Annotated in this window: 12 protein-coding genes; 7 read left to right on the top strand and 5 right to left on the bottom strand. The window is 43.1% G+C overall.

Annotation, left to right across the window (positions count from 1 at the left end):
* The first annotated feature begins 963 nt into the window (after positions 1 to 963).
* Positions 964 to 2,202, top strand: coding sequence for an HhoA/HhoB/HtrA family serine endopeptidase (locus tag F6J94_RS21915; RefSeq protein WP_293044118.1), 1,239 nt, complete (start codon positions 964 to 966; stop codon positions 2,200 to 2,202).
* 256 nt (positions 2,203 to 2,458) lie between these two features.
* On the opposite strand, the gene F6J94_RS21910 is transcribed toward F6J94_RS21915, so the two are convergent.
* Positions 2,459 to 3,631 carry a VCBS repeat-containing protein gene (locus F6J94_RS21910; RefSeq protein ID WP_293044116.1) on the bottom strand — a complete coding sequence of 391 codons (1,173 nt, stop codon included), beginning with the start codon at positions 3,629 to 3,631 and terminating at the stop codon, positions 2,459 to 2,461.
* A gap of 379 nt (positions 3,632 to 4,010) precedes the next feature.
* Here F6J94_RS21910 and F6J94_RS21905 point away from each other — a divergent pair, with 379 nt between their 5' ends.
* Together F6J94_RS21905 and F6J94_RS21900 are read left to right on the top strand one after the other, a co-directional pair.
* Positions 4,011 to 4,157, top strand: coding sequence for a hypothetical protein (locus tag F6J94_RS21905; protein ID WP_293044114.1), 147 nt, complete (start codon positions 4,011 to 4,013; stop codon positions 4,155 to 4,157).
* Between the two features lie 240 nt (positions 4,158 to 4,397).
* On the top strand, positions 4,398 to 4,520 hold the full coding sequence (locus tag F6J94_RS21900) for a hypothetical protein (RefSeq protein WP_293044113.1): 123 nt from the start codon (positions 4,398 to 4,400) through the stop codon (positions 4,518 to 4,520).
* A 102-nt stretch (positions 4,521 to 4,622) separates the two neighbouring features.
* Here the strand turns inward: F6J94_RS21900 and F6J94_RS21895 are convergent, their stop codons facing one another.
* Both F6J94_RS21895 and F6J94_RS21890 read right to left on the bottom strand, forming a co-directional pair.
* On the bottom strand, positions 4,623 to 5,348 hold the full coding sequence (locus F6J94_RS21895; protein ID WP_293044112.1) for a glycoside hydrolase family protein: 726 nt from the start codon (positions 5,346 to 5,348) through the stop codon (positions 4,623 to 4,625).
* 100 nt (positions 5,349 to 5,448) lie between these two features.
* Entirely contained in the window at positions 5,449 to 6,108 is a 660-nt protein-coding gene (locus F6J94_RS21890) for an NAD(P)H-binding protein (protein WP_293044111.1), read from the bottom strand.
* Positions 6,109 to 6,582: 474 nt separating this feature from the next.
* Here F6J94_RS21890 and F6J94_RS21885 point away from each other — a divergent pair, with 474 nt between their 5' ends.
* Positions 6,583 to 7,290: a DUF1997 domain-containing protein gene (locus F6J94_RS21885; protein WP_293044110.1), complete on the top strand. Its 708-nt coding sequence runs from the start codon at positions 6,583 to 6,585 to the stop codon at positions 7,288 to 7,290.
* Positions 7,291 to 7,539: 249 nt separating this feature from the next.
* Here F6J94_RS21885 and F6J94_RS21880 read toward each other — a convergent pair whose 3' ends face one another.
* Positions 7,540 to 8,004, bottom strand: coding sequence for a DUF4079 domain-containing protein (locus F6J94_RS21880; RefSeq protein ID WP_071105518.1), 465 nt, complete (start codon positions 8,002 to 8,004; stop codon positions 7,540 to 7,542).
* 113 nt (positions 8,005 to 8,117) lie between these two features.
* Here F6J94_RS21880 and F6J94_RS21875 point away from each other — a divergent pair, with 113 nt between their 5' ends.
* The gene (locus tag F6J94_RS21875; RefSeq protein ID WP_293029592.1) at positions 8,118 to 8,276 is read left to right on the top strand and encodes a hypothetical protein; all 159 of its coding nucleotides are present in this window, start codon (positions 8,118 to 8,120) and stop codon (positions 8,274 to 8,276) included.
* Positions 8,277 to 8,510: 234 nt separating this feature from the next.
* Here F6J94_RS21875 and F6J94_RS21870 read toward each other — a convergent pair whose 3' ends face one another.
* Entirely contained in the window at positions 8,511 to 9,044 is a 534-nt protein-coding gene (locus F6J94_RS21870) for a peptidoglycan-binding protein (RefSeq protein ID WP_293044109.1), read from the bottom strand.
* A gap of 477 nt (positions 9,045 to 9,521) precedes the next feature.
* On the opposite strand from F6J94_RS21870, the gene F6J94_RS21865 reads away from it, so the two are divergent.
* Complete coding sequence (locus F6J94_RS21865) at positions 9,522 to 10,574, top strand: GHMP kinase (protein WP_293029605.1); 1,053 nt, start codon at positions 9,522 to 9,524, stop codon at positions 10,572 to 10,574.
* Positions 10,561 to 11,237 (top strand): sugar phosphate nucleotidyltransferase (locus tag F6J94_RS21860; protein WP_293044107.1); only part of this gene is annotated, 677 nt, incomplete at its 3' end. The genes F6J94_RS21865 and F6J94_RS21860, both read left to right, overlap by 14 nt.

Raw genomic sequence — 11,237 nt, 5'->3', positions numbered from 1 at the left:
TAAGAATATATAGTTGTCAGAAAGGGCTGGAAGTCGATGAACCTGCATAGTTTAACACCATCTGTTTAACTTACAATTTATATACCAAAGGGAACAGCGGATCTGGGAGTAGGGAGTAGGGAGTAGGGAGTAGGGAGTAGGGAAAAGGTAACAAAAATTATCACAATTCCTACACGGATTGGTATAGTTTTTATTTTTTGCTCAACAACAGATGCTATATATAGTATACCTTACCTACATAATTTTTATTATTAGAATTTTTTGTTAAAAAACATTATTTTTTATATCCCTTATTTTTTCTACTATTATATAGTAATATTTGGTTTAAAAATTTAACAAGTTTATCTTCCATAATCCGAATTTAACTGACACGACGTTACCCTTGAACACACTTCCTAAGTAATCAGTAATCGGTAATCAGTAATAGTTAGCGAATCACCAATTACCCATTATCCATTACCAACTCACTATAGGTAGGATTCCTGACACTATTTCATCTTAGAAGTGTATGGATGTTCGGTTAACCCATCACATATTGGTAGTATTGTCAACCTCCATTACTAGGGGAATGCGCTAGACTAATGATCATATTGGATAGGAACTATTTCTCCCTCCTTGCCCCTAGGCTATAGCCCCCAAAGCAAAGGGCTGCTTCCCTAGCTAATTCTATTACCGATTGTTCTCAAGTCCCAACCCTCAATAATTTTAATCTAAGTTAAACACTGCTCTCACAGAAAATTAACAGAAGATGTCTAGATTAAATTATAGGACTTACGCAGAAACCCGGTTTCTTAACGTAATTACACCGATTTCAGCCTTTGATTGATCAAGATAAACCCGGTTTTAATAAACTTAGTGCGTAAATCCAGCAATTATCAAAGCCCAGTCATTCAGGAACTGATTCAAAACCAATATCAAGCCCACTGCCTCCCAGTCGATCTACCCTTTTGTCAACAGAATCTTATGCTAGTAGACCATCAAACCCCCAAATCTAATCACACTACCCGTAATCCCTTAAAAAAGGCAGGAACTTATGTATCACTGTTGTTACTGGGAGCAGGGTTAGGCTTTTCCGGCGGTTATGTAGCATTACGTAACTCTGTTCCCGAATCCACATCCCCTCAAGCAATTGTCCCTCAGAACAAAACAGCTAGGCTTCCAGGCACTAAACCTGTAGTTACTCAAAATCCCAACTTTATCACCAATGTGGTAGAACAAGTTGGACCAGCAGTGGTGCGGATTAACGCTTCTAGAACCGTCACCAGTAGAGTCCCAGATACTTTTAGAAACCCAATGTTCCGGGAATTTTTTAGGTTCCCATTTCCCGATGTACCCCAAGAGCGAGTTGAACAGGGTACCGGTTCAGGTTTCATTATCGATACCGATGGTTATATTCTCACCAATGCCCATGTAGTCGATAATGCGGATAGTGTTAATGTAATCCTCAAAGATGGTCGCCAATTTAAAGGGACGGTAGTGGGGAGCGATCCCTTGACAGATGTAGCCGTGATCCAGATTGAGGCGGAAAACCTACCTACCGTTGCTCTGGGTGATTCCGATCAACTCACCCCAGGAGAATGGGCGATCGCAATTGGTAATCCCCTTGGTTTAGATAGTACTGTAACCACTGGCATCATTAGTGCTACGGGTCGTTCTAGCTCTCAAGTCGGTGTTCCCGATAAGCGAGTGGAATTTATCCAAACCGACGCTGCTATTAACCCCGGTAACTCCGGTGGACCCCTGCTCAATGCCTCTGGTGAAGTGATTGGCATGAACACAGCTATTATTCGAGGTGCTCAAGGGTTAGGATTTGCCGTTCCCATTAATACGGTGGAAGGAATTGCTGAGCAACTGATTGTTGATGGTAAAGTAGAACATCCTTACTTGGGCATCCAGATGGTAACCTTAACCCCAGAGGTTAAACAACAGATCAACAGTAATCCCAATGCTGGGTTGATGGTTGATGAAGAAAAAGGAGTATTGATTGCCAAAGTAATACCTAATTCCCCAGCTGCTAAAGCAGGATTGCGTGCGGGTGATGTGATCCGCAAAATAAATGATCAGCCAGTCAAAGATGCAACAGAAGTTCAGAAGTCTGTGGCTAAAACCAAAGTAGGTAGTGATTTAATCCTAGAGTTGCGCCGCAATCAACAAGATACTAAATTGACTGTGCGACCTGGTGCTTTTCCTACTGGTAAGTAGTAGTTATAGCACTACGCATTAAGGTGTTTGACATTTCTAAACTCCGAAACTTAGTCATAGCTGTTTTCTCTCTTCTGACTTCTGACTTCTGACTTCTGACGCTAAGCGTAGCGCTATAAGTAGTAGTTGAAACGATTAATATCAAGTTCAGTTAATCCCTTTAATTATCGGGCTTTGAATCAAATTAGCATTCAGCTGTCTGCTGAATGCTAATTGCTTATTGAATCACTAATGAATCATTAATCAGACTGGCATATTAAACATAGCTTTGCCAGTCGTCCCCTGTTAAGGACTCGGTGGCAACTGCCTGCTGTAGCCCCGTTTGATTCATTAGCCAGATCTGATTTTGTCCGTTAGAGCCATTACGCAACAGGATATCGTCAAAACCATTATCGTCAAAGTCCATAGTACCACGAATTTCCCACTCACCGCTGATTGGTGCTGAGTCAATGAACACTGACTCTACATACTCAGTACCATCCATCCGCCAGTAGTAGACATCTTGGTTTTGAGTATTGCGCCACAGAATATCCGCGTCACCATCGTTATCTAAATCTCCCGCACCTTCCATTTGCCATAGACCGTCTTCTGGTACTACCAAATTCTGACCATCATTCTCCCTGGTAATCAAGACTCCCTGATCCAGCTCCGTGCCATTCATCAACCAAACCGCATTTTCTCCGGTTTCGGTATTACGCCAGAGAATATCTTCTTCTCCATCACTGTCGAAATCTCCCGTGCCACGGATTTCCCAGTTGAGGTCTGATACCTGGGTGCTAGATGCTCCGCTTTTGAACTCAAAGCCTTCCATTAACCAGAAGCCAACATCTCCGGTATCGGTATTACGCCAGAGAATATCCTTTTGCTCATCGCTGTCGAAGTCTCCAGCACCACGCATCTCCCAGGGACTGTCAGCTGGTTCCGATTGAATCGAATTTGACTGACCCAAGTTGGTGCCATCCATGATCCAGGCAAGATTGTTTCCAGTTTCGGAATTACGCCAGAAAATATCCGCAGAAGGGGCATCAAGTTCATTAAACTCAATGAAGTCAATTCGGGTCAATTCGCCGCCATCAGAAGTACCGTTAATTGTGATCAGGTCTCCATTCTCGATGAATACGGTACTGCTAATTTGTTGATTGACAAAACTATCAGCATTAGGCGTATTACCAGCACCAGGAGGGGGGTTATTGAAAGTTAAAGTTGGCAATTCGGTATCGCCAATAGTGATATCTATGGTGCTATCCCCATCAGTCTCATCAAAGTAGCCCAACCTTACTTCGTAGTTACCAGTAGGTAGGTCAAAGGTTCTAGTAGCAGTACCAGAATCCTCAGATATCCTGATGACTGAACCACCCTCAGCATCGCTATTATTCTCAATTACAAAATTCGTTAGATTTGGAAAGCTTTCAGCTTGAATTTTTACCATAATTTTTCTTTACTCAAAAATAATAATCTGTCGCTTTTGACTAGTTATTCTGATTTGAGTGACACAAGTCAGGATAATTTTACCTAGTGTGCTTTTCAGTCTTGACTAGGGATTCACCATCACAAGGTTACCCATTAAATATTTCATGACTTTATCCTTTGATCAGGATAATTTGGTCACCCCCCCAGGTTTCTATGATGGGAGGCTTAGTTATGGTTCAACAGTACCCTTAAGGGTACTTTTTGGCTCTGTCCTGTTTGCTAAACTGTTAACTTAAATTACCTAAAATTATTGCTGTGTATAGCTTTTAAATTTTGATAGGGTGCATCTCACTTTTGGAAAAACAACACTCAAAACCCTTGAATGCTAATATAATGTCATGATATATTTCAATAAATATAGCGTTTCTAGGACTCATGAGGTACACATTATTTTTTACCTCTTCCCTCTTCCCTTCCCCTCCTGGGAGGGGTTAGGGGTGGGTTCCCTCTTACCTGCTCCCTGCTCCCTGCTCCCTACTCCCTAAAAACCAGAAATTTGTACCTCAAAAGTCGTAGAATTGCTATAAGCTATCTATATCTAGCAGGGATAAATAGGTCATGAACAATCTTGATGATTTATAATAAAATCAAAAAATATTCGGAACTATTTACTAGTTTTCCCTGTTCTCTGTTACCTCTTTTTATCAATGCTATGTTTACATCTCATACCGAGTTGCATTCAAAGAGAGTAGATTGGTTGGATAGGGAGATAGGGAGATGGGGAGATGGGGAGATGGGGAGATGGGGAGATGGGGAGATGGGGAGATAGGGAGATTGGCGGAAGAGAAAGTTGTACGTTTGACCGCAACTTGGTATCAAATAAAAATACTATAGCAAGTATAAAATAGGTGAGGTACAAAACAAACAGGACTTTGTACCTCACCAAATTAATAAATGTTATAAAATGCTATAAAATTGTTAATTGCCTGCCTGCCTTCCAGCCTGCATAATTATTGCTTTAGTTCTTCCTCAAGCATCCGTTGATAAACCTTTGGCAAGTGCTTACTCATGCTATTTGTTTCTATGCCATAACCTAGACTTGTCCAAGTACCAGACAACCGCCGCAACACTTTATCTAAATTTCCTTGCCGCAATTCTTTGGGAATATCCATCCCCCAGGCTCTACTATCCTTGAGCCAATCGTGAACCACAGCATCCTGGAAGTGTGCCTCAAAGCTATACTGCTTCCAAAACAAAAAGCCTGAGGGTCTGGGGTGATAGCGTTGTGCCTTTTCTTTCCAGGTAAAATCAAGGAACTGATACCGTCCCGCTGCTGTGCTACATTTTCCAACATTAGGACCAGCGACTATGGGAACACATATTTCAGGATGACGCCTTAAATCAGAAACGTGTTGACCCCCATAGATAATCGTGTAGGGTTGGGGGTCATTGGCTTCACTAGCGGTGATAGTACGCATTAGGGCGCGAATGTAAGGATCTCCCCCCCTCATCACTAACGGAGGCGTGCCGTGAATACTGGTAGGATAATCAGATAGCGATCGCGAAACCGGGTAGTAAGCCCATCTATTAAACACATGTCTGAGATAAATCCCCAATAATAAGCTCACTATCACTAAGGCTGAAATATTGTAAAATAAGCCTTTGAGTGTAAATTTATAGGAAGTATTTGGAAATCCTCTTAACTTTCCGTACTTCTGCCGGGGTGATGAAGACACTCAGTTGAATAATCCTTACTAGTGTTAATACTGTGAACTTAATAGTGTTCACAAAATGCCATTGACGGAACGTCACGCTAAGCGAACGCTCAACACTCCCTCAACCTACGTCAGCAAATAGCTGTTCCCAGCCTTGATCGGGAGCTTCTGCTGAGCTAACCACTTCTACTATTTTATTCCGAGCTTCCGGTTCCGACAGCGCCTCAACACAAACTTCTGCTACTTTGGTGCGAGGTATGCTACCTTCAAATAGAGTATCTGCCCCAGACATCACAATCGGGTCTGAGTTGTCTTCGTTTCTGAGACCACCTGGTCGCACAATGGTGTAGGTCAAGCCGCTTTTTTGGATATATTCCTCTGCTTGCTTCTTCCAGACCAGAATCAGCCAGAATAGGTTGAGGGGATGGAAAAACTGGGACACACAGAGAGAAGAAACCAATACAAAGTGTTCTACCCCTTTTTGCTTAGCAGCATCTACTAAATTTTTAGTGCCTTCGTAATCCACCAGGTAGGGTGCGGTTGGGTCAAAGGTAGGGGGAGCACCAGTGGCGCACAGCACTACAGTACTATCTCCGATCGCAGCACTGATGCTCTTGGGTTTGAGCACATCCCCCACCACTAATTCTGCTGCTGGTGGTAATATTTCTTGAGCGTAGTCTAAATTTCGCACTAAAGCCCGTACAGGAATATCACGCATAACCAGTTCCTGTACAATCCGCTTTCCTGTTTCTCCCGTTGCTCCAGCTACACATGCTTTCATAGCAATTTCCGTACAATTCACCTAGTAGCTTAGCCAGTTTACCAGTTATTCTGAGTGAAAATTAAACTAGGCCATTCAATCGAGAATTATTGGATTTTGTCTTGATGCAAAGCGCGAGTGGGGGTAACCCCCTGTTCCCTTGCTGCATCGCTTCCGTAAACCCCAACCTCTCGGTTGTATAAGTTTATAGGTCATGTGTTTTTCTAAGACTTTGTGGGTGGATTTAATTAAAACCTGCTATAGTCAGTTATCTAATAACTGATCTAATAACTGATCTCGCATCACCATAAACCCAGCTAGATCAGTCCCCCAAACTTTACACTTGTTTACATAGCTCAACTTGTTTTTGTCCGACTCCTGATGAACTCAGCCAGAGGAGCTGGATAAGCAAGAGCGACCCATGGACATTTCTCAACTAGGCTCTCAACTAGTTTCTCAACTAGTCACAAGGCAATAAAATGAAGAGGATGAGGTATGCGATCGCATTTTATTAACCATCAGTCAATTGAGGCAAAACAGGTCGATTTGAATACTCCTGCTATAAAGGCCAACACTGACCCTATTGTTCCATCAGGGTCTTACTCAGGTAGTGAGCCGACTCGGTTTCAGTGTCATTTTCAAGACTGTATGGAGATGTATGCTTCAGCTGAGCAAGTGAGTGCCTATCTAAATACTCACCAGGATTGGTTTTGTCGCTGCGCTCATCCTATGAAAGTAGAACTGCTCACAGACAATGGCTATATCTTGACCATTGGTAGCTTTGGGGCGTTTGGCTATAGGGTAGAGCCAAAAATCGGTTTGGAATTGTTACCTCTTGACGAAAATTCCTATCAGATTCGGACAATTCCCATATCCAATTACGTCAGTCCAGGCTATGAGCTTGATTTCCAGGCATCTCAGACCTTAGTAGAAGTACCAGCAAGGGAGTATTTTCAAGACCATCAGCTGGAATCGGAGTCCATACCATCAGCGATAACCCGCGTGGAGTGGCATCTTGACCTAAGTGTTGATATGTGGTTTCCCAAGGCAATTCAGAAACTCCCTCAGTCCTTGATTCAACGCACAGGCAACGGAATCTTGCAGCAAGTTGTGCGTCAAGTTTCCCGGCGTTTAACCCACAAGGTACAGCAAGACTTCCACAGCAGTAATGGTCTACCTATACCGAACCAATCACAGCGGTAAAATCTACAGTAATATTTACTCTAGGGGGGGTACAATACCAGTAAGCATTCAGCCGTCAGCTATCAGCTATCAGCTTATGGGCTACTTGAGGTGCTACGTGAACAGCTAAAGGTCTGTGGCCACGCTACACCGAACAGTTTATGCCCATAGCTTAGGCTACTAATTTTGCTTTTGAATAAAATAAGCTGACGGCTGACGGCTGATAGCTGAATGCTTACCAAGACCACACCCCTAGGTAAATTAAATCATCTACGGATTGCTAAGAATCTTCTGCACAATTTGCATGCCGGTGATGGCTTGCCAGCTGAATAGTCCCAAGAGTGCAACATTCAGGACGATGTGACTATAGCGAGCCCAAGTTTGACCTTTCTGCATTAATGGTGTTAGAGAGGCAGAGGTAGCAATAATTCCGGTCATGCCTAAACCAGCCAGCAAATGGGGTCCAAAAAACAACTTGCCATTGTTAATGTAGGTTACTGCCATACCTCCGATTGTACCGAGTACCATCATGGCTAGCAACGCTGAACCCACAAGATGGTGCTTAACATTATATTGACCCTTAACTAGCGCTTTCTTTTCGTCACCTTCCGCCGTTCTAGTCTTTTGGATTTTCAAACCCAGATAAAGAGCATAGAAGGCTGCCGCTAGTAGCACCCACATCAGTAAGGGGTGGAAGAATTGAGACCAAAATTTAACAGACTCTGGCAGGTTCATAATGTTATGTCAATTTTCAGGAGCTTCATGAAAATTAACATAACATAATTGCCGTTATCAAGTCTAATGTGCTAATAACTCAGTTAAACAATATGGTACTATAGCTCTGCTCCTTGTCGCTGAATTTGGGGATTGTTAAGGATGTAGAAATGTTGCCATTGCATGGTAGTTGCCATTGCATGGGTTTGGTAAGCGATCGCGTCTTGCCACTGATGCCTAAATCAATTCCGGGGAAAGATACAGGAACAGAACTGTTAGCTTACCCCAGTTAGCTTACAGTTTGGCGTTCATATCCGTATTTCTTGCTGCCCATCTCCCCCAAGCGCACCCCTGAACACCCCGTCAGCATACCAAGTTGCCTTTATAATCTAGTCCCTGCTCACCTGCTCACTCCCTCACCAGTTCAAAGGATAATATCTTTGATTGATCGCAACATTGATCGCAACTTGGTATCAATGTTTTACGAGAGGACTAAAGCACTAATAAACATAGCCTAATAGACTAGCCTAATAGACATAGCGAGGCATCTCGCTCAAGGCGTTCCAGGTGTGTTCACTAACTACACCATTGCCTAGCAAACCCCTGTCGAGTTGGAAGCGTTGCACTGCTTCGAGTGTCAGGGAAGCGAAGATGCCATCAATCTCAGCGGTATAGTAGTCACTAATCCAAAGTACTTCTTGGACTGTTTTGACAGCCTCACCAAAACTACCAGGATGTAGAATTGGCATATTGATGGGAGTACCACTCAGAAGAGCTTGCCAGGTCTTTTGGTCTACAACACCAGTTGCTCTGAGAAATACCTTTTGCTGGTAGCCTTGCACAGCATATTCAATCTCTGTGTCAAAGATACCATCTAATGGACCAAAGTAATATCCCCGGTGAGCCAAGATACTTTGTAATTCTACCACATAAAGACCAATGAACCCTAGATAAAGAGTGTGCTTTCTGAGCCAAGCAGTGACACAAGCACTGGTCTGGGAGGTTTCCAAATTAATCAAAGCTGTCATGCTAGATTTCCCTGATGAAATTTTTCCTGGCATTCTTCATAATCAAATATCTGAGGTTGAGCAGGGGTGATTTAAGTTTTAATAAGTTGTTAACCTTCTGCCAGTAAAGCGTGATTTGAATCACTGGGTAACTATGTATAGTGTTAAGTGTTGACTAGTGATTGTTGACTTTAGGGATGCACAGCCAAGGCTTGCATGCAGTAGTTAACATAAAACGTTCCATGTAGTTACCCCACTTTACGTTTATTTATATCTACCCACATAGAGGTTTCAAAATTTCTAGTTAATACCAAGTAGCATTGATCGGTAGGACCCTCTATCGAGAGTTTACCCGTCTGATGGTATCTTGCCGTCTTTGAATGCAATCCCTCTGATGGCAATGTCATACTATAGTTCTTTATATAGTGCTTTGCAGCTCATTAAAATACACTGTAGCCTCTCGGAAGCTCCTACTGCAATCACCGGCTGTATTGTATTCCAATCAAGACTGCGTTTGCATTTAACTCAGTAATGAAACTGTTTGTCCCAGGTCGCCTTTGTCTATTTGGGGAACATAGTGATTGGGCAGGAGGCTATCGCTGCCTAAATCCCCAGCTGGAAAAGGGCTACACCTTAATCACCGGAACCAATCAGGGAATTTATGCTCTGGTCTTATCTCATCCGACCGAGCTGATTATTCGTACTTCCCTGAGGGTGGGTAAACCCACCGTTTCTATTAGTGTACCAATGGAAAGGAGTGCTCTGCTCGCTGTTGCTAAAAAAGGCGGTTTTTTTAGTTATGCTGCTGGGGTTGCCTACCAGTGTCTCTGTCGCTATCCTGTCGGTGGAATTGAAATCGATAATTACCGCACTGACTTACCGATCAAGAAAGGGCTATCCTCAAGTGCCGCAATTTCCGTCCTAGTTGCCCGCAGCTTCAATCTCCTGTATGACTTAAACATGAGCCTCCAAGAGGAAATGGAGTTAGCCTATCTAGGGGAAACCACCACCCCTTCCCAATGTGGTCGGATGGATTTCGCCTGTGCTTATGGCAATCGACCAATCATGATGATGTTTGATGGTGATCACACCGATATTACTGAACTCAAGGTACCTCGGAATCTATTTTTTGTAATTGTAGACCTCGGTGCCAGTAAAAATACCCAGGAAATACTCGGTAAACTGAATCAGTGCTATCCATTCGCCACTAACGAAATACAACAGAATGTTCAGCACTATCTTGGTCCAATCAGTTCTAAAATTACTCAGGAGGCAGTTGAGGCTCTGGAAAGGGGTGATGCTGAACGGATTGGTGCCTTGATGAACCAGGCACAAGCTGAATTCGACCGCTATCTTATCCCTGCTTGCCCTGAGCAATTAACTGCTGGAGTGCTGCACCAAATCCTGAATTATGAACCAATTCAACCTTATATCCTAGGGGGAAAGGGAGTTGGCTCTCAAGGGGATGGCAGTGCACAATTTATTGTTAAAGACAAGGAAACTCAACAAAAGTTAATTAAAATTATTGAGCGTGATTTTCCCCAAATGGAATCTTTGGCGTTAACGATTTATGCAGACCAATAACGTTCGCAAAGCTGTAATTCCCGCAGCGGGTTTTGGAACCCGTTTGTTTCCAGCAACCAAAGTGGTAAAAAAAGAGTTATTTCCGATTATTGACCGGGATGGTAGGGCGAAACCAGTGATTATGGCGATTGTGGAAGAAGCGGTCAGTGCTGGGATAGAAGAAGTGGGGATTGTGGTGCAAAAAAGCGATCGCAAACATTTTGAAGAATTGTTTAAGTCCCCCCCCAAACCCGAACTCTTCGAGAAACTCTCTCCAGAAAACCAAGCATACAGCCAATATTTACAGGATTTAGGCCAGAGAATTACCTTTCTGATTCAAGAGGAGCAAGAAGGCTATGGTCATGCTGTATTCTGTGCCAAAGAATGGGTAAACGATCAGCCTTTTCTATTGTTGCTGGGGGATCATGTTTACACTTCTGACCATGAAAATTCCTGTGCTAGTCAAGTTCTAAAAGTTTATAACCAGGTTGATCAGAGCGTTGTTGCCTTGACCGTAATGCCAGGAGAGATTATTCATAAAGCCGGTTGTGTGACTGGGATTTGGGAAGAGTCAGAATCACAGTTGCGTGTGACAGAGCTTTATGAAAAGCCTAGTCTTGAGTATGCGCGAGCCCATCTCCATATGGAAGGAATGGCGGAGGATCAGTTTTTAGCGGTATTTGA

Origin of the sequence: Moorena sp. SIO1F2, assembly GCF_010672755.1 — a bacterium.
GTDB lineage: Bacteria > Cyanobacteriota > Cyanobacteriia > Cyanobacteriales > Coleofasciculaceae > Moorena.
Note: the sequence above shows the minus strand (reverse complement) of the source record. Positions and strands in the feature narration are given on the sequence as shown.